The sequence below is a fragment of the Segatella asaccharophila genome (assembly GCF_054687055.1).
The window spans coordinates 39,779-61,535 of the sequence record NZ_BAACAN010000011.1 but is presented as its reverse complement, the minus strand read 5'-3'; the positions used below and the strand labels follow the sequence as shown (position 1 = coordinate 61,535).

Annotated in this window: 19 protein-coding genes, 1 tRNA gene and 1 other RNA gene; 14 read left to right on the top strand and 7 right to left on the bottom strand. The window is 40.8% G+C overall.

Going from position 1 to position 21,757, the window contains the following annotated elements; translation table 11 throughout:
* Nucleotides 1–2: 2 nt before the first annotated feature.
* The 9 genes from ACYRYG_RS08420 to ACYRYG_RS08380 all read left to right on the top strand — a co-directional run bounded on the left by ACYRYG_RS08420 (nt 3) and on the right by ACYRYG_RS08380 (nt 7,629).
* On the top strand, nt 3–1,019 hold the full coding sequence (locus tag ACYRYG_RS08420; RefSeq protein ID WP_293418915.1) for a lysylphosphatidylglycerol synthase transmembrane domain-containing protein: 1,017 nt from the start codon (nt 3–5) through the stop codon (nt 1,017–1,019).
* Nucleotides 1,020–1,131: 112 nt separating this feature from the next.
* On the top strand, nt 1,132–2,433 hold the full coding sequence (locus ACYRYG_RS08415) for a sigma-54 interaction domain-containing protein (RefSeq protein WP_293428413.1): 1,302 nt from the start codon (nt 1,132–1,134) through the stop codon (nt 2,431–2,433).
* On the top strand, nt 2,405–2,965 hold the full coding sequence (lptE, locus tag ACYRYG_RS08410) for an LptE family protein (RefSeq protein WP_293418910.1): 561 nt from the start codon (nt 2,405–2,407) through the stop codon (nt 2,963–2,965). The genes ACYRYG_RS08415 and lptE overlap by 29 nt, the downstream gene beginning before the upstream one ends.
* A 2-nt stretch (nt 2,966–2,967) precedes the next feature.
* Nucleotides 2,968–3,792: a tetratricopeptide repeat protein gene (locus tag ACYRYG_RS08405; protein ID WP_293418907.1), complete on the top strand. Its 825-nt coding sequence runs from the start codon at nt 2,968–2,970 to the stop codon at nt 3,790–3,792.
* A 2-nt stretch (nt 3,793–3,794) separates the two neighbouring features.
* Complete coding sequence (gene secG, locus ACYRYG_RS08400) at nt 3,795–4,208, top strand: preprotein translocase subunit SecG (RefSeq protein WP_293418904.1); 414 nt, start codon at nt 3,795–3,797, stop codon at nt 4,206–4,208.
* A gap of 95 nt (nt 4,209–4,303) precedes the next feature.
* Nucleotides 4,304–4,380 (top strand) — tRNA-His (locus ACYRYG_RS08395).
* 224 nt (nt 4,381–4,604) lie between these two features.
* Nucleotides 4,605–5,210 (top strand): DUF1847 domain-containing protein, encoded by a 606-nt coding sequence (locus ACYRYG_RS08390; RefSeq protein ID WP_293418901.1) that lies wholly within the window; start codon nt 4,605–4,607, stop codon nt 5,208–5,210.
* A gap of 698 nt (nt 5,211–5,908) precedes the next feature.
* Nucleotides 5,909–6,967 carry an AAA family ATPase gene (locus tag ACYRYG_RS08385; RefSeq protein ID WP_294074500.1) on the top strand — a complete coding sequence of 353 codons (1,059 nt, stop codon included), beginning with the start codon at nt 5,909–5,911 and terminating at the stop codon, nt 6,965–6,967.
* 2 nt (nt 6,968–6,969) lie between these two features.
* On the top strand, nt 6,970–7,629 hold the full coding sequence (locus ACYRYG_RS08380; RefSeq protein ID WP_460197982.1) for a DUF4276 family protein: 660 nt from the start codon (nt 6,970–6,972) through the stop codon (nt 7,627–7,629).
* Between the two features lie 153 nt (nt 7,630–7,782).
* Here ACYRYG_RS08380 and ACYRYG_RS08375 read toward each other — a convergent pair whose 3' ends face one another.
* Nucleotides 7,783–8,109 carry an IS66 family transposase gene (locus ACYRYG_RS08375; RefSeq protein WP_460197988.1) on the bottom strand — a complete coding sequence of 109 codons (327 nt, stop codon included), beginning with the start codon at nt 8,107–8,109 and terminating at the stop codon, nt 7,783–7,785.
* A 176-nt stretch (nt 8,110–8,285) separates the two neighbouring features.
* Between ACYRYG_RS08375 and ACYRYG_RS08370 the strand changes: the two genes are divergently transcribed.
* From ACYRYG_RS08370 to ACYRYG_RS08360, 3 genes are all read left to right on the top strand, one after another.
* Nucleotides 8,286–8,852: a hypothetical protein gene (locus ACYRYG_RS08370; RefSeq protein WP_460197981.1), complete on the top strand. Its 567-nt coding sequence runs from the start codon at nt 8,286–8,288 to the stop codon at nt 8,850–8,852.
* A gap of 180 nt (nt 8,853–9,032) precedes the next feature.
* The gene (locus tag ACYRYG_RS08365; RefSeq protein WP_460197980.1) at nt 9,033–10,748 is read left to right on the top strand and encodes a hypothetical protein; all 1,716 of its coding nucleotides are present in this window, start codon (nt 9,033–9,035) and stop codon (nt 10,746–10,748) included.
* Between the two features lie 323 nt (nt 10,749–11,071).
* Nucleotides 11,072–11,491 carry a hypothetical protein gene (locus tag ACYRYG_RS08360; RefSeq protein ID WP_460197979.1) on the top strand — a complete coding sequence of 140 codons (420 nt, stop codon included), beginning with the start codon at nt 11,072–11,074 and terminating at the stop codon, nt 11,489–11,491.
* Nucleotides 11,492–11,735: 244 nt separating this feature from the next.
* Here the strand turns inward: ACYRYG_RS08360 and ACYRYG_RS08355 are convergent, their stop codons facing one another.
* The 5 genes from ACYRYG_RS08355 to ssrA all read right to left on the bottom strand — a co-directional run bounded on the left by ACYRYG_RS08355 (nt 11,736) and on the right by ssrA (nt 18,968).
* Complete coding sequence (locus ACYRYG_RS08355) at nt 11,736–12,959, bottom strand: GIY-YIG nuclease family protein (protein WP_294731821.1); 1,224 nt, start codon at nt 12,957–12,959, stop codon at nt 11,736–11,738.
* Nucleotides 12,959–13,234: a hypothetical protein gene (locus ACYRYG_RS08350; protein ID WP_294731818.1), complete on the bottom strand. Its 276-nt coding sequence runs from the start codon at nt 13,232–13,234 to the stop codon at nt 12,959–12,961. The genes ACYRYG_RS08355 and ACYRYG_RS08350 overlap by 1 nt, the downstream gene beginning before the upstream one ends.
* Nucleotides 13,235–13,236: 2 nt before the next feature.
* Nucleotides 13,237–15,276 carry a DEAD/DEAH box helicase gene (locus ACYRYG_RS08345; RefSeq protein ID WP_294731816.1) on the bottom strand — a complete coding sequence of 680 codons (2,040 nt, stop codon included), beginning with the start codon at nt 15,274–15,276 and terminating at the stop codon, nt 13,237–13,239.
* 41 nt (nt 15,277–15,317) lie between these two features.
* A complete protein-coding gene (locus ACYRYG_RS08340) occupies nt 15,318–18,107 on the bottom strand; it encodes a class I SAM-dependent DNA methyltransferase (protein ID WP_294731814.1) in 2,790 nt (929 codons plus the stop codon).
* Between the two features lie 459 nt (nt 18,108–18,566).
* Nucleotides 18,567–18,968, bottom strand: a transfer-messenger RNA (tmRNA) gene (gene ssrA / locus ACYRYG_RS08335).
* Between the two features lie 313 nt (nt 18,969–19,281).
* On the opposite strand from ssrA, the gene ACYRYG_RS08330 reads away from it, so the two are divergent.
* Entirely contained in the window at nt 19,282–20,253 is a 972-nt protein-coding gene (locus ACYRYG_RS08330) for a nucleoporin FG repeat-containing protein (protein WP_293423429.1), read from the top strand.
* Between the two features lie 175 nt (nt 20,254–20,428).
* Here ACYRYG_RS08330 and ACYRYG_RS08325 read toward each other — a convergent pair whose 3' ends face one another.
* Nucleotides 20,429–20,938 carry a histidine phosphatase family protein gene (locus ACYRYG_RS08325; RefSeq protein ID WP_293423431.1) on the bottom strand — a complete coding sequence of 170 codons (510 nt, stop codon included), beginning with the start codon at nt 20,936–20,938 and terminating at the stop codon, nt 20,429–20,431.
* Nucleotides 20,939–21,094: 156 nt separating this feature from the next.
* Here ACYRYG_RS08325 and ACYRYG_RS08320 point away from each other — a divergent pair, with 156 nt between their 5' ends.
* On the top strand, nt 21,095–21,757 hold the full coding sequence (locus ACYRYG_RS08320) for a DUF308 domain-containing protein (RefSeq protein ID WP_293423433.1): 663 nt from the start codon (nt 21,095–21,097) through the stop codon (nt 21,755–21,757).

The window sequence follows — 21,757 nt, the reverse complement described above, 5'->3', positions numbered from 1 at the left end:
TAATGAAGAAGAAATATCAGAATATCTTTTTCTTTGTAGGTATTCTCATGCTGGCCATCATGGTGACCCAACTCGATTTCCATGAGGTATGGAATGGCTTGTGCAGGGCGGGTTACTGGTTCCTGGCAAGCGTTTTCTTATGGGTCTTCCTATATGGCATCAATGCTGCATCATGGCATATCATCCTCCAGTCACAACGTAATCCGGATGGTACGAAACCAAAGAAACAAGTACCTTTCGTGTACCTCTATAAACTCACAATCTCGGGATATGCACTCAACTACGCCACTCCTGCCGGACTGATGGGGGGAGAACCGTACCGTATCATGGCCCTGACTCCTATTATCGGAGCAGAAAGGGCAACTTCCTCTGTCATCCTCTTCGCCATGACCCATATCTTCAGTCATTTCTGGTTCTGGCTACTGTCCATCTTCCTGTACATCATCACACAGCCAGTCGATATAGGAATGGGAATATTCCTGGCTGCAGTGGGGGCTTTCTGCTGCCTAGCCATCTGGTTTTTCATGGTAGGATACCGAAAGGGACTGGCCTTGAAAGGAATAGAACTGGTCAGCCATATCCCTGGGTTGAAGAAAAAGACGCTGAAATTTATTGCAAGGCATCTGCAACAGCTTGATAATATTGACAATCAAATAGCAGCTCTCCACGCACAAAGTCATGGGAGTTTTGTTTCCGCAGTCTTCCTGGAGTTGTCTTGCCGTGTCCTGAGTGCCTTCGAGATCTACTTTGCTCTCCTGGTAGTTGATCCTCATGCAAATTATATTAATTGCATCCTGATCCTGGCCTTTACGAGTTTGCTGGCTAACGCACTGTTCTTCATGCCCATGCAACTGGGAGGGCGAGAGGGGGGCTTTCTCCTGTCGACCAAGGGACTGGCCATGTCTACGACAGACGGCATCTTCGTTGCCCTCATCATCCGTGTTAGGGAATGCATCTGGATTGCCATAGGACTTCTGCTCATCAAATTCGAGCAGAAGCAGAAGAAGGCATCTCCCTGATCTGCTGATCCCGTGTCTATCAATGCAATCATCTGAGTTGAAACTGAAATAACAGAAAAAATCTGCCAGAATTGCAGTTATCTCAAATAAAAGATGTAATTTTGTCACCCTAATGAATACAAGTGAACTTCAGAAGATTAAACAAAGATACAATATCGTTGGGAACAGCGAAGATCTGAATCATGCCCTTGATGTTGCCATGCAGGTAGCACCTACGGACCTGAGCGTTCTCATCGTAGGTGAATCGGGAGTAGGAAAGGATATTATCCCACGAGTTATTCATGACAATTCTCCGCGCAGAAGGGAGAAATATTTTGCCATCAACTGTGGTTCTATCCCCGAAGGAACAATAGACAGCGAACTCTTTGGTCACGAGAAGGGCTCCTTTACGGGGGCCATTGACCAAAGTGAGGGCTATTTCGGCGTAGCCAACAAGGGTACCATCTTCCTGGATGAGGTGGGAGAACTCCCCCTAGCCACACAGGCCAGGCTCCTTCGCGTACTTGAAACAGGAGAATATATCCGTGTAGGCGGACAGAAGATTCTGAAAACTGATGTCCGTATTGTTGCCGCTACGAATCTGAATATGAGAAAGGCGGTCAGTGAGGGGCGTTTCCGGGAGGACCTGTACTATCGTCTGAATACCATTCCTATCCAGATGCCTCCACTCCGGGACCGGGGAAATGATGTGATCCTGCTTTTCCGGCTGTTTGCCATGCAGATGGCGGAAAAATACCATTTGCCGAAGATCACGCTTACTGAGGATGCTAAAAAAGTAATGCTCAAGTACAAATGGCCCGGAAATGTACGGCAATTGAAGAATATCACTGAGCAGATGTCCGTTCTCTGCGAGAAACGGGAAATTGATGCAGAACTTCTCAGTCATTATATCCCGCAGGACATTGAAAGTACACAGCTCACTACGATCAGTAAACCCGGTACTCATTCCTATGAGAGTGAGAGGGAAATACTCTACAAAATCCTTTATGAGCTCCGTGACAACGTAAACGACCTGAGAAGGGATCTTAACTCTGTGCGCAAGCAGGTCAATGAGACCCGGGACCTCCTAGGGGCATCCGGTTTCAATCATTCCCGCATCAGCACAGAAAAGGGAAATTCCCGATTGCCCGTACTGGATCCCGGCGCAGGTGGTTCTGGCGACCGGAGCTTCCCGGTCATCAATACTAATGTGGGAAACATCCCTTCACCACTGACTGCGGAAGACGCCATAGCTGAGGAAATCAATGAACCTGAATCACTGAACTTGAATGACCTCGGCCGGCAGATGGTGGAAAAGGCACTCGAAAAGAATAATGGCAACAGGAAAAAGGCTGCTGAAGAACTCGGCATCTCTGATCGTACTTTATACAGACGTATTAAGCAATATGGCTTGGAAAGCAAAAATAATAAATAATCCTCGAAGAAGACCCTATCGTCATCTCCTGATCTGGCTGGCCGGCATCGTCATACTCCTGTCTGCGACTACAGCCTGCTCCATCAGCTATAAACTCAACGGAGCAAGTATTGACTATTCTAAGACGAAGACGATACAAATAGACGAGTTCCCTATCCGTTCCACTTATGTATGGGGACCGATGGGCCCAATGTTCAATAATTCCCTGAAGGATGAATTCGCAAACCATACTCATCTCCAGCAAGTAAAAAGAAACGGGGATATGGTTATAACAGGTGAAATCACAAACTACTCGCAACGGAACAAATCGGTTTCCAGCGAGGGATATTCTGCACAGACAGAACTGAGCATTACCGTAAACGTCCGTTTTACAAATAATGCCAACCATAGTCAGGATTTTGAAAAACAGTTTACTGCTTCTCAAACTTACGATACGACAAAAAGCCTGAATTCTGTCCAACAGCAATTGGTAGAGGAAATCATAAAAGATCTCGTCAACCAGATATTCAATGCAACCGTAGCTAACTGGTAAATATGGAACTGACACAACTGATACAACATCCGGAAGATATGGACAAGGAGACTCTCTATGATCTCCGAAGCCTCTTGGCGCTCCATCCGTATTATCAGACTGTCCGCCTGCTTCTCTTGCAGAATCTGTACATTCTCCATGACCAGTCTTTTGATGAAGAACTGCGCCGTACAGCCATTTATATCACAGACAGAAAGGTCATCTTCAAAATGGTAGAAGCCGCACATTATCAACTGCAGAGCACCTCCACGGAGAAGGACACCCGTATGGCACCGTCCCAAAGGACAGCTTCTTCCGGAGAAGACCGGACTACAGCATTGATAGACAATTTCCTGGACTCTATCCCTTCAGAAAGTGATGATGAAAAGAAAAAGAAAGAACATCAACGGCCTACCCCTGCAGATGCTGCTGTCGACTATGTCAGTTATCTGCTGGCTAACGAGAGCGAAGAAGATAAAAAGGCAGAAAAAGAATCCACTCCGAAGATGAAAGGTCAGGAACTCATCGATAGTTTCCTTGGCGACGGAGGAGGATTTAATCTTCAGACAGAGGACGAGGGGGAACAGCATCCGGAAGAAGAGCCTGATCCAAACCAGGAAGCTGCGCCTGAGCAGGACAACGGGAAAAAGGACGAAAATGGTGAAGAGACAATAGATGAAGGCTATTTTACCGAGACTTTAGCTCGAATATATATCAAACAAGGCCGATATGGGAAGGCTTTGGAAATAATTAAGCGATTATATTTGAATTATCCAAAAAAAAGCGCTTACTTTGTAGACCAAATACGATTCTTAGAAAAATTAATAATCAATAATAATAAAAGATAGAAATGTATACAGTATTAATCATCATCATTGTACTGGTATCAATTCTGATGATCGGCATCGTTTTGATCCAGGAATCAAAGGGAGGCGGACTGGCATCTAACTTCTCTTCCTCTAACCAGATCATGGGTGTCCGCAAGACCACTGATTTCATAGAAAAGGCCACATGGGGCCTGGCTATTGCGATGGTTGTCATCAGCATACTCTGTGCTTATGTTGCGCCAAAATCTACAGCAGATGAAAGTGTCATGGAAAAATCTGCTACAACGACAAATACGGCAATGCCGGCAATGCCCGGACAAAGTGCTCAGGGCACACCTGCAGCCAGTGGAAGTAAAGGTACGGCTGCGCCGGCTACAAGTGGTGCCCAGCAAAGTACTCCCGCTGCGCCAAAGGTGCCTCAAACACCGGCTAATTAATAAAAGCATAAAAAAGTAAGGGATTTATTTGGTAAAACAAAAAAAATCCCTTACCTTTGCAACCGCTTTCAGATAAGAAAGCATGATCAAAAATGGTGGGTGTAGTTCAGTTGGTTAGAGCGTCAGATTGTGGTTCTGAATGTCGTGGGTTCGAGTCCCTCCTCCCACCCCATCGAAAAGCCTTTATTTTAAGGGCATTTGAAAGAAAAAGGAAAATTAATATTTCCTTTTTTTTATTCCCAAAAATCACTTCTATATCATCCTACAGGCATAAAATCGACCCGTAAAGTAAAATGGTATGTCAACCATCAATCACTTCTTTAATTCAACGCACACACCTATTCAGTAGTCAGTCAATAGCAAACTGGCTCGAAAGACTTTATAGGTTTATAGAATATGAAGGATAAATGTGCAAGTTGTAAATCTCATGCCTGTTACACAAAAGGCATCAATTGCTCAGACCTGACCGCTGACGAGGTTATTGCGGCCTATACTGACGATGAGAAACAGATCATGAAAGCTGCAGCATACGTGGAAGCAACTTTCTACAGCAATATCACCCGACTCCAGGAGACGGCTGAGTTTGCTAAGGCGATGGGCTACAAGCGGCTCGGCATGGCATTCTGCATCGGACTGAACGACGAGGCACACTATATAGAACGGTACTTCAAAAAACAAGGTTTTGAGTTCTATAGCGTCTGCTGCAAGAACTGCAGTGTAGCAAAGAAAGAACTGGGGCTAAAACAGGTTAAACCAGAACTGGAACATGAAGCAATGTGCAACCCGAAGTTCCAGGCCAAGTTTCTCAACGACAAAAAGGTAGAACTATTCATCAGTTGTGGATTATGTGTCGGCCATGATGCGATCTTCAATGCCAACTGTAAGGGCCCGGTTACAACGCTTGTGGTAAAAGATCGCCTTCTCGCCCACAATCCGTTAGGAGCAATCTACAGTCGCTACTGGAGGAAGAAACTGGGTATCATGGATGATGACGAGGTATAATGTAAAAGTTCTATCCCACCAGCCAACTCAATTGAGAACCAAATTCCTTATAATTATTTGAAACAAAAGAAACAATGGCTCCTTTTCAACAGCAACTGGAAGGCCTGCCTTATGACCCCTTGAAGAATAAGGGCGGAAATACGTCACGTACTCCCACCCTTTTAATCTAATACTATAAAAACACGTTACAAATATAGCACTTTTATCTCAACTAATGTATAATTAGTTTTGAATTAACATGGTTAAGTATCAAAAATGTTAAAACGATTGGAATCTATTGATTAAATCGCTTGCCTCTGAACGTAAACCATCAGCCCTTCTCTCATCATTCAAGATTTAGTATAGAAGTCTATAATGTCTCCAGGATTTAAGATGATAGTATCGGCGAATCGGTACCATCATGACACTTGAATCGGTACCGCCGTATCACTCCAAAAGGTACCAGGTTACATTTCTGTTCTGCCAATTAAGTTTAACGGCTTATCTTTGCGGAAATTATATTTCTTAAGCAGATATGAGTTATGAATATTTAATCTGGTATTGGTGCTAAATGTATATCTTCAGATGTAAATAATATAAGATGTCTATCAATCCATTCATAAAATATGGAGCTTGACGAATGGCATATAAAAAGATTTTCTTATCTTTGCATATATTTATTATTATATTATAATGTGCGTTTTTCCGTCTAATCAAGTATGATTAAAAATATCAAAATATCCGGATATAAATCAATTAAAGAATTGGATTTGGATTTATGCCCTATAAATATCTTGATCGGATCAAATGGTGTAGGGAAATCTAATTTTATATCTTTCTTTAAACTCGTAAATAATCTCTACGAGAAGAATCTGGAGCGCTATTCCTTGGAACAGGGTGTAGATCGCTTGATGTATTATGGCCAGAAACATACGGATACGATTCATGGATATTTGGATTTCGGCAGTAACCAATATGATTTTCGTCTTGGTGCTAATATGGAAGGGTTTTTATTCATAAAAGAAGAAACCAGCTTGTGTTCGACCCGGTCCGATAATTACACAAAATATAATGAGAAGGAAAGTTATGTGAAGGACTCTCTTTATGCACGCAATAAATATCTCAGCGAACAATTTGAAAATTATAAGATCTATCATTTTCATGATACGGAAGCCAACTCAAAACTACGCTCAACGTGTAGGATTGATGATAACCAGTTTTTGAAAGTCAATGGTTCTAACTTACCTGCTTTCTTGTATTATCTGCAGCAGAAGGCTCCGAAGGCATTGAAGCGCATCGAGTTGAACATAAGGAGTGTCATGCCTTATTTTGCCGGTTTCGTTCTTGAACCTCGCAAATTGAATCCCGAAGAGATACAATTGGCTTGGAAGGACCAGAACGATCTTGAAGAATTCTTTACTGCTATGGATTTGTCGGATGGAAGTTTACGATTTATCGCTTTGTCTGTATTACTGATGCAACCTGATTTGCCAAATACGATTATCATTGATGAACCTGAATTAGGGTTGCATCCGGTAGCTATTGCTAAGTTGGCGGGGCTGATTAAATCAGTTGCGGAACGGGGTTGTCAGATGATTGTATCTACTCAGTCTGTGGATCTGATTAATCATTTTGAACCCGAGAATGTCATTACTGTAGACCGAAAAGATGGACAGTCAGTTTTCTCACGATTAGACGGAACAGAATTAGGGCATTGGCTCGAAGATTATTCTTTAGGTGAACTATGGAGTAAAAGTGTGATTAAGGGACAACCATGAATATGAAAAGAATGATATTTGTCGTAGAAGGCGATACAGAACAGGCTTTTGTTGGGAATATCATAGTCCCTTATTTTTTTGAAAAGTTCCAATTTTCCAATGTCAGTTGCTATAAGATCAAACATTCCGGGGGTGGCATCTCTAAGTATTCCCATATCAGGAAGGATCTTGTAAATTCGATTAATGAGTCTGATTCCGTCGTAACTACGATGGCAGACTTTTATAAACTACCTAAAGACACACCGCATTATAAAGATTCAAAGTCTTGTGTTACGGATTTACAACAAGTTGAATATCTAGAGAAGGCGATGCAGGAAGATTTGTCAATTGATTACCCGAGAGCGGAACGATACTTTATTCCGTATATTCAACTTCATGAGTTTGAGGCATTACTGTTTTCTTCAGAACAAGCCTATGACCAACTCTTTGAAGATAAAGAAGTTGATTTTAAGAGGTTAAGACAAGTAATGAAAACCTTTCCTAATCCAGAAGACATAAATAATGGTGAGTCCACGGCACCATCCAAAAGGCTGATGAATTTGATGAAAGGGTATAATAAAGTGGTTCATGGAGTACAGATCGCATCAGAGATTGGAATAGACACTCTGATAAAGAAATGTCCCCATTTTAGAAGTTGGATAGACCGACTATCAAATATATGAAATAGAATTAATACGCATCCTCGTGATTCATATAGAGGTTCTTATATCGTAAGCCATTAGCTATCCCATTCTTGCACAATTCAAGATTTAGTATAGAAGCCTATAACTTCTCCAGGATTTAAGAAGGTTTTCGGTAGATATTCGCAGACTTCTCTAAAATTCCAGAAGAAGTCTCCAACTTTTTTGTAGATGCCTGAGTCCCTTTGCCTTGAGATGAGCTGGAAGAAGTTCCGTCAAGTCAAGACAGTAGTCCGTATCATAATCATGAACATGGGCCAGAAAATAGCTCATCCACTTCTTCGGATCAATATCCACCAGTTTGCAACAGTCCATAAAGGAGTAGTAAACGGATGCATCCTCAGCTGTGTCATAATTACTACAGAAGAGACAGCCCTTCCGTCCTACTTCTACAGGACGTACACTATTTTCCACGAGATTATCATCAATGTGGTATCTTCCATCCAGTGTATAGCGCGACAGCAGGACTCAGATGCCGACAGCATCCGTTTACCCACCTAATATGCAGATTATGACTACAACTACTAAAGAAAGTCCTGAGTGTATCTATACGCTAACACAAAATAACAACTAAAATATTTGGAAGTTGAAGAAAATATACGTAGTTTTGTGAACTAAAGATTCAAAACAGTTGAACTATGAGTTCACAGAAGAACACCATTTATGAGATTCTAAAAGCTCCTCAGACTGTATTTACACCCACACTGATAGCACAACTCGCTCATGAGACAGATCGTCAGAAATTGATCGAGCGGATGAACTATTATGTCAAGACCAGATTGCTGAAGAACCCGCGAAAGGGAATATATACCAAGGAGAAATACAATAAATTGGAGATGGCTTGTTCCATCTATACCCCCTGTTACATTTCCCTACAGTACGTGTTGCAGAAAAGCGGTATCATCTTTCAGTATGACAGTGCTGTAACGGTGGTCAGCTATCTCTCAAGGGAGATAGAAGTTGACGGTACCACTTATAACTTCCGAAGGATAAAAGGTGAAGTAATGACCAACCAACTTGGGATAGAAAACGATGACGGTATCTGGATGGCAACACCCGAAAGGGCATTTCTCGATATGATTTATCTGTATCCCAATTTCTACTTTGACAACCTAGCCGCTTTGGACAAAAAGAAAGTCTTTGCTATCTTACCAGTTTATTGCAAAAAAGCAATGGAAAAAAGAGTAAAAGAACTATTCAAATAAGAAGAATATGGACAAGAACAAGCATAAGTTTCTAATGATGCAGATTCTTAAGGATGTCTTTTCAGATAAGCAGTTATCTTCCTGCCTCGCTTTCAAATAAGAGAGAGAAATGCAACTCTAACAAATAAGACAACATATATGTATTCCTAAAGTTCATGTTTCACCCAAATAAAAATATTTATGCAAAATACACACCTTGACTTATACAAATTAATATCCTTTTCTCAAATTTTTCCCTATAAAAAGTTTAACTATTGGAAGACTATCAAAAGGCTTCCAACTGTTGATTCTGTATTGGTTGTTGCATATACATTGAGAAAAAGAATGATGAAGAGAATAGATGAAAGTGAACATGAATTCTTTATTTCAACGCTGTTTCATTACACAGCATATATGCAACCTTTAATACTCGATTACCTAAAAAAAATAGAATTTAAAGATTATATATTCATTGATGAGATATCCCTTCTTTTACTCATGAATGACTTACTTGCCAATTTTAATGATACGAGACATGAACTAAACCACAAAAACTACGATGATCTCTTAATGTGCTATCTAAAATGTTGTGATCGAAGATTAGAAACGACTAAAAAAATACCAAATGAGGATGAATCAATTGAAGAATGGTGTAAAAAATTTACACCTGTTACTCTTTATGAGAATAGTCTCTGTGCTATAAGAGATTATCGTTTAGGTTTTGTAAAAGGATATGAGTTACTAATGACGTTTGCAAAAACTAATGAAAAATTTAGGACTTATTTGACTACATTTTTGAGAAATCGGAACTTACAATCTGCTGAAATGTATCTCTATCAGATTATGACCATGTTTCTCGAAACAGAAAAGAATCAATCAACCCCAAGTCATATCATTGCTATAAACAGACATGACAATGTGAACGGTTATTTCCTTGATAGTTTATGTTTAAATCCAAAAAATTATCAATATTCTGCTGATCTGAAATCATTACGAGACAAACCTTTATTAAAATATAGAGATAGAACTTATATCATGCTTTATAGTAGATTCTTTTTGGATAAATCTTTCTCTGGAATTCTTTTCGATATTGCTAAGGAAAACACATCAGCATCTTTACCATTTGAAAAAGTTTATAGAAGTCTCAAGCAGTTAATAGGCCAAGAGTTTTCTGAACACTATCTTTTTTACGAAACTTTACGAAGATGTTTCCCTTCTTCTCTATATATTCACTTTTCGGGAGAAAAGATGAAAGATATCCTACATGAGGGAGAGCCAGACTACTATATAAGAAGAGATAATAAGATCTTTCTCTTTGAGTTTAAAGATGTACTAATGAAAGGGGAAATTAAGACTTGTATAGATTATGATAAGATAAAAGAGGAAACCTATAGGATTTTTGTGGGTGAATATAGAAAGAATGGCAAATTGAAACCTAAAGGCGTTACACAATTATCAAATACGATTGAAACCAAACTCTCTGATATTACTAAAGAATGTGACTCTGTTAATTCTAGATATTTTATAATATATCCCATTTTGGTTTATGAAGATAGTTCTTTTGATATAGAAGGGTTTAATTACTTACTTAATAATAAATTTCGAGAGATTGTTAAAAGAAGAACTATTAGTCCATCCTTTGAAATTAAAGATTTGGTCATGGTCAATCTAGACACACTTATGTCATTGGAAAATTATATGTCATCTCAGCAAGTCGTTTTTGAAGATGTAATCGACAACTATATTACCTATAAAAAGGAATCGAAGTTAAATACCATATATCCTTTCAATAAATATCTTATCAATCAAGCTCGAAATCAAGGCTATAGATTTCTTAAAAGCAAATGGTTTGATGATGTATTTAACACACTGAAGAATAAAGAAGATAAAAGGAATGATTATACACCCATTGGCTGAATAAATTTAGCGAATACTTGGTTCTTGATTTTAAAGATAATCATAACTATTCAGCTATTTGATCATCACTAATGATGTTGATTATTAATAGTTTTTGGCAATTCATATGCTGCATATCAAGCATAAATTCTCTTTTTGCTTAGTATTTGTATGTAATAATGTTCGTAAGTAGCTGTAAATCAAGCAATTTTTTGGCATAATAGTTGCAGATTAACCTCACTAATCAAATTAATGTTAAATATTATCTAATTTTGAGATATCGCAAATCACCAATATGTTTTTTATAGTATCTTTGCGAGAAATAGATAATAATAATAAATATTATGTGGTCAAGAAATAGATATACCGGTCCTGGGGGTGGATTATATACCGGTCCTGGGGGTGGATTATATACTGGTCCCGATGGCGGATCATATACCGGTCCTGGCGGCGGATTATATACTGGTCCCGGTGGCGGATTATATACCGGTCCCGGTGGCGGATTATATACCGGTCCCGGTGGCGGATTATATACCGGTCCCGGTGGTGGATTATATACTGGTCCCGGTGGCGGATTATATACTGGTCCCGGTGGTGGATTATATACTGGTCCCGGTGGTGGATTATATACTGGTCCTGATTCTAATCCTTATATGAACAATTGGCCTCCCCCAAAAGTTTTAATTGAAAAGTTACGTGAAAAGGGAATGAAAGATATTGTTGAATACATGCTAAAATATGGTTTTTTAGCTTATTGCCAATAAACGAGTAAATATTCAGCCACTATTTTCATTGATCTATAGGTATTTTAAAGTCTTTAATAATCAAAGAATAGAATGATTTAAGTCTTTACGATGTGATATCTTTTCCTTTCTGAAAGTTAATAGTGAAAGCACGGCAACGGCGCTCGCTCTGACGGATAGAACCTAGGGAGAAGCGGTCGTATTTCTCATAGATACCGAGTCCATTGTAAAGTACCCAAAGGCATCAGCCGGAAGTTCTAGAAAACTATTTACTTAAGCCTATATGTTCAAAAATACGGCCAAGATGATATTCCACAACACCCTTATGATATAATATATTCTTCACTCCTACAATTGCACTCTCGCGGTCCCTATGATAGCCCACACAGAGACGGAGCGCATCATACCTTCTTAGATAACGCTTGCCGTCAGCCTCATCAACATAGGTATATTTATTGAGAGTGGTCTGTTTCAATTCCCTATATTCAATCGTTTTCTCCCCTCTCATAATCTGATCAAAATAGACCTTTTTGATGTTAAGTGTCAAAATCTTCATCCCTTTTGTATTGAATGTCGATCTTTCTTTGACAACAGTCTGCTCCAGACATTGCTGTTGGGCATTATACGTGTAGTTAGTAATACTGCCATCATTAATTTTTCCAATAATTGCATTAATAACTGTCAGCGGAACTACATACCATTCCTTGGGATGGCATAAGTCTCCTGATCGATCCTTAATTGAGAATTGCATTTGTACAGCATCCAACACATGATGAAGCAAAGTCTCCAGCACATGGCTGTTCATATTTATGATTCTGTAAGTGGCTACAATTTTGACCGGTGACATAAGGTAAGTAGGATCATCGGCTGCACCGGCAATTCTTTCTTCTACAGAATGGGTTGTAAAACCAATCTTATACAAGTCCTTTTGGCAGGCAATCTCCGGTTCTTGAGAAAGTGAACTCAAGACATAAATATATCCTGTCTCTTGATCTCCTTCCAAAACAGAATCAGAATTCATCAATGATTTCTCCGTTTCTTCCTGCGTGTCCGAAACGGCATATCCATTTGCCATCACGTTTTTTCGAAGCGTTTGCAACAAAATATCCGTTTCCGTCCCATTCTCAATGATACATCTCGTACGGCCGTCCTTCAATCCATTGGCAGCCTGAATATATTTTCCGATGCGTTGAAGAAGCAGCAACTGTCCATCAACCACATAATACCGGCCTTCTACCATACTATCAGTTTTTGAGGTTTTCAACAAACTCCTTTTTCCAAGTTTCAAATCCCGATGTATCTGTTCAAACCCAGATTGATAAAGAGCAAAGTCTTCGCACACCTTCCGTTGGGCATAGTGATCAGGCTGGTTTCTTTCTCCTTGAACCTTCTTCATGTCAGAAGGGATTTCAAAAAGTGATTTTTCCTTATCAGAAATCTCCAATAGAGGATCATTTAGAATATCATCCAATTCTTTCTTTATATCCATTACCTTTCCCCCTTCAAAAGATTTAAAGTATCATACGCAGCCAGTTCTTCACCCGCCTCATCCTTCAGCGCCTTCAATGCACGAGCCATCATTTTCTCTTTAAGGCTATCACCGTCCTTACGTGGCACCCTCCGGCCGTTCGCTTCCGACCACTGCGTAATCTCCATCAGTTTTTTCACTTTCCTGTCGTCCGCCGTAACCGGTGCTGCTTTAGGATGAACGTCATCCAACAGAGCATCATCAAAAATTTCCAGTAATTCTTTTGGCCATTCCATTTTCATTCATCCTTATCCGGTTCATATTCCAATCCCATCATCTTGCGAATCTTGAGATTCTTTATCTTTTGCAGGGCGAAAGCCAGTTCACGAGTCTGAGGATTGGGATCATTCATAGAAGGTTTCTGGCCTCCATGCTCGGCAACCCATCTTTTTAACGGCCCTTTAAACAACTTGATAGCCATGTCTATAGGCATATCAAACTTCTGTTCTGCTATTGTATCTTGAATGATCTTCAGTGTAGGAGCGTCCACTGTCTTTGATAGCACTTCATAAGCACGCTGAAACGGATTAATGGTATCAATTAAATTAATATTCAATTGGTCGATATTGATAAAGCGATTCGTCAGTTTCAGCAGTCGATTACCTTCACTTTCCTGACTTTCTTGCCCTTCCGGTATTTCCGATAGATCGACAGGATTGCCCTTCTCATCAACTATATCATTGCCTTTTACGACAGTGTCCAACAAGACTCGTTGGCGTACTTCTTCTACTTCACCCTGACTTAAATCCGGATACTTCTCACGAATCACCTTTGGAATAAGATACTGGGTAATGGCCTCTGCAGTTGTACTACCACTAATGGCTTTCACCACCATGTCATCTTGGAGGATACTAGCCTTTAAATCGTCTAATTGTTCATCCACGATCTGCCTCGTCTTGGCACTCGAAAGTGGTTTAAGGCCTTCAACAACAATCGTGCGGGCAAAATCATCATCTGCGATCTCTTCCTTAGCCGTTTTGAAATGCCAACTCGGAGCCATGACTTGCTCCATAAGCAAGGAAGCCGTAATCGCTTTAAGAAAATCATTGACAGCAACTTTCACATCCGGTTGGTCTGCATCCGGCATTGCAATCATATTAATGAAACGAGCCGTATCTTTTCCTTTACAGTCTCTCGTACATCTTCCAATGATCTGTACCACTTCCGTCAAAGAACCACGTACACCTATCGTAAGACACGTATCACACCATTCCCAGTCAAAACCTTCTTTAGCCGTACCCAGTGCAATGATAATATCCAGATCATCAGCCTGCTTGATCTTATCCAGATAAGCATAAACCCTGTTCCGCGTCTTGACATTATCTTCTACAAGATCGGCAACTTTCAGCAATCTCCCATCGGAAGTACGCAGAGTATAGATACCTGTATTGTAATCATGCCAAACTTCTTCTCCTATCAGCCTTCTAATCTCTGCTGCCTCAGCATACTTTCCTTGAGCAGTAGATGCCCTACTTTGCACAGATGGTATGTGTATAATAGTTTTTCTATGGGTATCCAGCACTTCCATGAGATGATCCAGATATACCCCCTTGTAGAAATGATAGCTCAATACAAGATTTTTAAGATACTTGTATCCATTCAACTGCTGATAATAATTATAGGTAACGGGGTAGAAGCGGACTTCGTCTTCGGCTCGCAATACAGGAATACCATCCCCCCGGAAGTAACTGCCTGTCATCGCTACAATATGACCCGTAGAATGGTTCATCACCCGCCGTACGGTATCCCCTAGCTCACTATTGGCATCAGCACTGGTATGATGAAATTCATCAATAGCAAGCAAACAATGATTCCAGTCTGTATCCTCCAATTGTTTCATGGCATTACGCAGAGTAGCGTGGGTGCATAACAAAATCTGCCCCTTAGGGCCATGCATGAATTCGCAAAATCTGCCGGCCTTGTCACTTTCATTGCCTCCTGCCGAGCATAAATTGAAATACGGAGCTACTTTCCAATCAGCAAAGAAACCAAACTTTTTCAAAGCTGTACTCCGGAACGATCGGCCTATACTCCTTTCCGGAACAGCTACAACTACCTTTTTGATACCTTGATGAGCCAACTTATCCAATGCAATAAACATCAAAGCCCGACTTTTTCCACTCGCTGGAGGTGCTTTAATCAGAAGGAAACGCTGGTCTCTATGCTCATAAGCCTTAGCTTGCATCTCGCGCATGCCTAGTTGATCCACATTACTCGACTTTCCTGTCTGAGCATAATGGATATCCACGAAATTATTTCTGTTTTGTATATCTATCATTAGACTCTCTATTTCTCTATCTCACAATTTCTCGCTCTTATTTATTTTGAACTTCCCTTCCGCCTATTTTTCTTTATAGGAAGCGATTGATTCACCAACTTTTCATACCTTTTAAAGAGACATTCCAATCTTGCATCATTAGTAGCAAACGGATAACCTGGATAGCAGCTGTCCACAACGGCATCCAAAGTATTGTGCGCTTGGCGGAGATCAAGTGGCATCCGATCGGGATCATACATTTCTGCAAGCGTCATTCCAGGATGTCCCTCCCGGACAATAAGCACCTCTTCCGCAGCAGACTGGAGCTCATCACGCTTTGTTGACGTAAGATTTGGAAAGGGAAAGGTATTATAACAAAGTTGGGCAGAATAGCGATAATCGGTTTTTAGTTTTCCTCCAACGGTTCGTACCCATACCATGTGCATTTTACTTTCAAGTATACCAAAAAGCCACGTCTGAGCACCATAAATAGCAAAAGCGGAATTAGAAACCACAGTCCCCTCATTTAGATACCCCATGGGAATATATTCACGCCGTTCTGACGAGACTGCGGGAATGATAATACATTTTGAATTTTCATATCTTCTTTCTCCAAATTGATAAGGAATTAATGCTAGTTTTTGAGTGCTCTCCCGATTACTTTTAAGTCGGATCATCTTACACTTTTCTATTCTATTCTTTATAGGCTTAATCGAATATGCTAAACCAAGCTGATTATTCTTGATCCATAAACAATAGCGTTCTTCCCCACGTATAAATTCAACAGATCCTAATATTGGATGAATGAAAACCTGAGACTTTGGATAATCATTAACTAATTGTTTTTTTTCAAAAGAATTGAGCAACAGATATCCTCCATCATTAGGCATACTACCAAAAGCTATATGGGGAACATTAACCAAAGGGATATTCCTTTTTTCTACAATTACAGAATTCCCTTTTAATAAATACGGATTAATATTATCTACTTGCTGAGACTTTGTCCTGTCAAAAATAAATTTAGCTCCATTGGTATGAACTTGTAACCCAATAATTACACATGTCACACCTGCGTTATATTTAGCATTATTAGACCATTTGAAGGAATGATATGCAAAAGCAATCTCTATACCTTTTTCAAAGATATATGGCCACAAAAGAGAAACTTGTTCACCTTGGCAAATAGAATTTGTCGTTACAAAAGCCACCTTAGCTCTTGAGTCTTTAATGTAATTTGCGCCCTTATAAAACCATGTTGTTATATAATCAAGATTATTATAAGTCCGAGTTTCTTTAAACACAAATCTCATATCCTCTTTCTGTTCTTTACTTTGCAACCGTGCCCCTAAATACGGTGGATTTCCGAAAACAAATACTTCTTCATCTTTCTCATGGGGGCAAACTTCATCCCAATCCAATCTGCAAGCATTTCCGCATTTAATTTGGGTAATATTATGCAATGGCAAAGCCTGGGTATTAATACCGAAATTTTCAAAAAGTTTATTGTCCATCTGATGCTGTGCCAGCCATAAAGACAACATGGCCACCTCATGAGGAAAATCCAACAGTTCGATACCATAAAACTGTTGCAAGCTGATACAAGTTCCCATAACGGCTGTTAGAAAGCCCTCACCCTCACACTCCTGTTGAAGTTTCAGGATGTCCATCTCAAGGTATCGCAAAGACTTGTAAGCAATAATAAGGAAATTGCCACTGCCACAGGCAGGATCGAAAAACTTCATATTGCTCATACGCAACAATAGGGCATTGATCTTTTTAACGATCGTCTGGCGTTTCAATCCAAAGTCTTTATCACTCAATGCCCCTATCTCTTTCTGCCGCTTACTTAACAAAAACTCTTCATTCAGTGCATTATATTCCGCCCTCAGTTCGTCCATAAACAAAGGATTAATCACCTTCATAATATTGGGAACGCTGGTATAATGCATACCTTGATTGGCTCGTATCTCCGGATCTACTACTGCCTGAATCATTGATCCGAAAATGTCCGGATTAATGTCTTTCCAGTTCAATTCGCCACATTCAATAATGATTTTCCGCGCTTTATATCCCATCCTCGGTATTTGAATATGCCGCGCGAACAGGCCTCCATTTACATAGGGAAATTGTGATATAATCTTTATCGTGTCTTCATTACGCACTTTGACATCCATAATGTTGAATGCTGCATCCAAATACTCTGCAAGGTCACTGCCATCACTTTTAGTATATCTCCTGATAGATCCGGTAAAAAGATTCTCTTCGAAAATACCCGTATCCTCAGCAAAGAAACAAAATAATAGTCGAGCAATAAACAAGTTCAGATCATGCAATTGGCTACTACTGCTGAAATCATTGTAGGCACGAAGAGCATCATGCAGTTTTGCAAGTTTTTCCGCAGCCTTCACATCAGCCGGGTTTTCTTCCACTAATTTGAACTTTTCCACACCAGAAAGCGGATAGAAAAAAGCAAAGTCACAATATAGGCGGTCCAGAGGATTCTCATAAGATTCCTTTTCCCGCATATCATAAGCCAAGATAGTTTTACCATCACTGACTGCAATTATCTTTGGTGCTGCCTTAATAACTTTTGTATCCACTTTCATCATTTCCAATACAGAAGTCAAAGTTATGGAGGAAGCAGACTTGAATCCAAATAAGCCTTTGATGAGAAGTCCCTCGTATGTCGATAAAATTCCCTTTCCTTCACGATAGCGGCGAATATCCGCATCGCTTTTGCCAAAAGCCTTGAGAATTTCGTAACCCACTTCCGATGCCTGTACATGATAATCTTTGAACACTTTCAGTGCAGTTTCAATATCTTGATAACTCAAGTTCTGTTTTCTTGCCATAATATACTTTACAATACCTCTTCAAAGTTAATCATTTATTGGCAAAAATCCTAAAAATATTGATAATAATTATCCCTTCATGTTAAGGTAATATCAAAGATAAAAGAACACCTATGGTGCATACAGCCCTACTGTATGGTACATTGCGGTATACTGTATGGTGCATACAGCTCTGCTCTATGAACTATACTGCGCAACAATGAATCTACCGTTAAGAATCAGACGCAAGAGGTCTTTAATATCTTAAAACGCAAACAGGCTTAATTAGCATACCAGTTGTCATTTCTGTATTTTCCAATAACCATACAAACAGCATCACAGTGTAACCTATTATTCCTGTATGATAAAATCTTGTATATTGGTAAGTAAAAAGGGGAAGAAAAGAATAGATCAGATACTGCTAAAAACAAAACGGAGAAAATATTCTGATAAGGAATTTTTCTCCGTTTCTTCTCCCACTTGTGGAGGTGGCGGGATTTGAACCCGCGTCCGAACAAGGAAACCATACGCTTTCTACATGCTTATTCCAGCCTCCATTTTCGTGCTGTAGCAAGACCTGGACCACCAACTACAGCCTTATCCTCTAAAAATTTCATCCTGGCATCGAGGACTACCCGGACTATTTCCGATTTACCTGCACCGCTTGACCAAGAAGATTCGGAACAACATCCCTTGAGCGATGTCTCGTCCCATCACCTAGTGACGGGATTGAGCCAGTAATCTACTATACTTCGATTAGGCAGCGAGAGCGTAATTGTTTTCGCCAATTAAATTTTTGTTCACTCAGATTCAGGAGCTAGCCAACGAGGCTCCGCATGCTTACATACCATCCCGACTTGCCGTCAAATCCAGAACACCCCCGGCGATAGTACAGCGGTGCAAATATAAGGCCAAAAACTGAATTAGCAAAATATTTTCAGCTTATTTCCACTTTTTTCTCTATTTTTCCTGATCCAAGAACAAGCAGATAACCGCCAACCAACCAGAAAGAGAAGAAAAAGATCATCACGAAATGCATCATTCAAGATTCGGACCAGCCTCCTTTACTCGGGGAATCCCATTTACAATAGGGATTTTCCCCCATTACTTTAGGGAAAAGCCTTACTTAAAGTCCTTTTCTTCATGTATCTTTGCCCTTGAAAGAAGAAAGAAGGAACATTAAAAGCATACGATTATGAAAAAGTTAATAATAGCCCTTGTGGCACTTTTCACCTTCACAGGCACAATAAATGCCATGAGCTACGACCAGGCCAAAGACCAGGCTCTCTTCCTGACGGATAAAATGGCCTATGAGCTGAACCTGACTGACGAACAGTATGAGGCAGCTTACGAGATCAACCTGGACTATCTGATGAGCATTGATAATTATGATGATCTGTATGGTTCTTATTGGAGACAACGGAATATGGATTTGAGCTACATTCTGCTGGACTGGCAATACAATAACTACCTGAATGATCTCTACTTCTACCGCCCACTTTACTGGGACGGTGATTACTGGCATTTCAGAATCTATGCCCGCTACCCGCACCGCAACTACTATTACTTCGGATCTCCCACGTTTATCGTCAATTATCGTGGCGGACACAGTTGGAGGGACAACGGAGGAAGGAGTTGGTACCGCGGCCGCGATTTCGGAGGACGTAGCTACAATAGAAACGAGATGGGTATGAGAGATGCGTTCAACCGGGGAGACTATGGGCAAGGCCGGGTCTTTGGGAACATGAATACCAGGAATGCGGGATACCAGGACAACGGCTCCTTCGGCTCAATGAACCAAGACCAGAGCAACCGCACCCATCACAATGGAATGTTCGGCAGACAGAGCAGTACACGTACGACTGTCAGAAACAATAGTGGCAGCATGTTCGGAAGTGGACGCTCTTTCCGGGAAAGCAACAGCAGCCCGAGTCAGACCTTTTCCCCCCGGTCTAATTCCAGCAGTAATTCCTTCTTCGGCTCTTCCCGCTCACGCGGAAACACCTCTTCCTCTTCTTCCAATCATTCCTCTTTCGGAGGCAGAAGTTTTGGAAGTTCACACGAGAGCACAAGAAGTGCAGGGGGAAGCGGAAGCTCACACGGAAGTTTTGGTGGTGGCCACAGCAGCGGATCTTCCAACGGAGGTGCTTTTGGCGGACATCACTAATAAAAATCAGGTAAAATAACAGAATTATTAAATGTAGGTTTTCAGGAAAAATTATAGAGTTATAATAAGTGTGCAGCGAGGAGACCGTGAGGTTGCCCCGCTGTTTTTTTTACGAGAAAGATCCTTTATTATAAAAGAGCCTTCGCCGTTACAGAGCTACACAGCACCCGAGCGGTCAAAGTTTGAAGACTCTCACTTCAGCATTGCCCATTTTGGCAATCTCATTCATCGGTTTTTTATAGTAAACACTTTGTATGGCCTTGTTGATGATGCCATGTCCTACGGCTAAAATCGTCCGGTCAGGGTAAGTCACCTTCAGCCAATTCAGGAAAGCACGAGCCCGGGATTTCAGGCTATCCAGAGATTCCACATCTTCGGGCCACTTGACGCCCTCCAGGTTAGGGATAAACTTGTCCGTGAAACTCCCCCAATCGCGTTCACGAAGAAGAGGAGTCGTAACAATATCCGTTACGCCATGAGGTGCTGCGATGATTTTACACGTATCCATGGCACGTTTCAGATCACTTGAGACAAACACATCTATCGGTTTCTTCGACAGTTGGTCACGAGTTTGTTCCGCCTGTTTAATCCCCATCTCATTCAATTGTCCCTGGCGCTGTCCCTGAAGGATTTTTGCAGCGTTAGCTATCGTTTCACCGTGTCGTACCAAATATAATGTTGTCATTTTGTTTAAATTTGCGTGCAAAATTACTAAAAAAGAGAGAAAGAAAGGACAAAGGACAAAGATTTTTCGTAAATTTGCAAGAAATAAGAATACAAATACCTCATTTCATAGAAGCAAGTCAGCAACTTCTGACAGGTATATCAATACAGATCATTCATGAAAGTATTACAGAGTCATTTTTTCAGGGCTATCACAGCCATTATCGTCGGCATTTTATTAGTCAGGTTCCGCAACAAGACCGTCACGTGGATGACGATGATCATCGGGGCACTATTCCTGATCTCGGGAGTCATCTCCATCGCCACCTATTATAGTACCCGGAAACACGCCTCAGATGCCATTATCTATGATGCCAATGGCAAACAACTGACGGGTCAGAAACCCGCCTTTCCGATCGTAGGAATAGGAAGCATTATATTAGGTATTATCCTGGCCCTCATCCCGAACAATTTCATCACCGCCCTTACGCTTATCTTCGCACTCATACTGATCCTTGGAGCCATCAACCAGTTTATCAATCTTGCCATGGTAAAGAAATTTGCCAAGGTGGGAGCCGCCTTCTGGATATTCCCCTCCATTATCCTCCTGGTCGGTCTTATCGCCCTGATCAAGCCTTCAGCAATTGCCGCAGCTCCATTAGTAGTCATTGGATGGTGCATGATACTCTACGGAGTCGTAGAATGTACCAATTCCATCAAGGCAGCACGGTGCAAGAAAGAGTTTACACAAGCAGCGCAGCGATACCATCCCCAAACCAACAGCGCGGAGCAGGAAGGAAGCACTGAGGGAAAGAAACAGGAGAAAGAGACGGAGAAATAA

Bases quoted from the DNA above. Each gene is read 5' to 3' on its own strand.
- lptE (WP_293418910.1), top strand. From the start codon at position 2,405: ATGGCTTGGAAAGCAAAAATAATAAATAATCCTCGAAGAAGACCCTAT.
- ACYRYG_RS08365 (WP_460197980.1), top strand. From the start codon at position 9,033: ATGCAAAATACACACCTTGACTTATACAAATTAATATCCTTTTCTCAA.
- ACYRYG_RS08325 (WP_293423431.1), bottom strand. From the start codon at position 20,938: ATGACAACATTATATTTGGTACGACACGGTGAAACGATAGCTAACGCT.
- ACYRYG_RS08320 (WP_293423433.1), top strand. From the start codon at position 21,095: ATGAAAGTATTACAGAGTCATTTTTTCAGGGCTATCACAGCCATTATC.
- ACYRYG_RS08420 (WP_293418915.1), top strand. From the start codon at position 3: ATGAAGAAGAAATATCAGAATATCTTTTTCTTTGTAGGTATTCTCATG.
- ACYRYG_RS08415 (WP_293428413.1), top strand. From the start codon at position 1,132: ATGAATACAAGTGAACTTCAGAAGATTAAACAAAGATACAATATCGTT.
- ACYRYG_RS08405 (WP_293418907.1), top strand. From the start codon at position 2,968: ATGGAACTGACACAACTGATACAACATCCGGAAGATATGGACAAGGAG.
- ACYRYG_RS08350 (WP_294731818.1), bottom strand. From the start codon at position 13,234: ATGGAATGGCCAAAAGAATTACTGGAAATTTTTGATGATGCTCTGTTG.
- ACYRYG_RS08380 (WP_460197982.1), top strand. From the start codon at position 6,970: ATGAAAAGAATGATATTTGTCGTAGAAGGCGATACAGAACAGGCTTTT.
- ACYRYG_RS08340 (WP_294731814.1), bottom strand. From the start codon at position 18,107: ATGGCAAGAAAACAGAACTTGAGTTATCAAGATATTGAAACTGCACTG.
- ACYRYG_RS08355 (WP_294731821.1), bottom strand. From the start codon at position 12,959: ATGGATATAAAGAAAGAATTGGATGATATTCTAAATGATCCTCTATTG.
- secG (WP_293418904.1), top strand. From the start codon at position 3,795: ATGTATACAGTATTAATCATCATCATTGTACTGGTATCAATTCTGATG.
- ACYRYG_RS08370 (WP_460197981.1), top strand. From the start codon at position 8,286: ATGAGTTCACAGAAGAACACCATTTATGAGATTCTAAAAGCTCCTCAG.
- ACYRYG_RS08360 (WP_460197979.1), top strand. From the start codon at position 11,072: ATGTGGTCAAGAAATAGATATACCGGTCCTGGGGGTGGATTATATACC.
- ACYRYG_RS08390 (WP_293418901.1), top strand. From the start codon at position 4,605: ATGAAGGATAAATGTGCAAGTTGTAAATCTCATGCCTGTTACACAAAA.
- ACYRYG_RS08330 (WP_293423429.1), top strand. From the start codon at position 19,282: ATGAAAAAGTTAATAATAGCCCTTGTGGCACTTTTCACCTTCACAGGC.
- ACYRYG_RS08385 (WP_294074500.1), top strand. From the start codon at position 5,909: ATGATTAAAAATATCAAAATATCCGGATATAAATCAATTAAAGAATTG.
- ACYRYG_RS08345 (WP_294731816.1), bottom strand. From the start codon at position 15,276: ATGATAGATATACAAAACAGAAATAATTTCGTGGATATCCATTATGCT.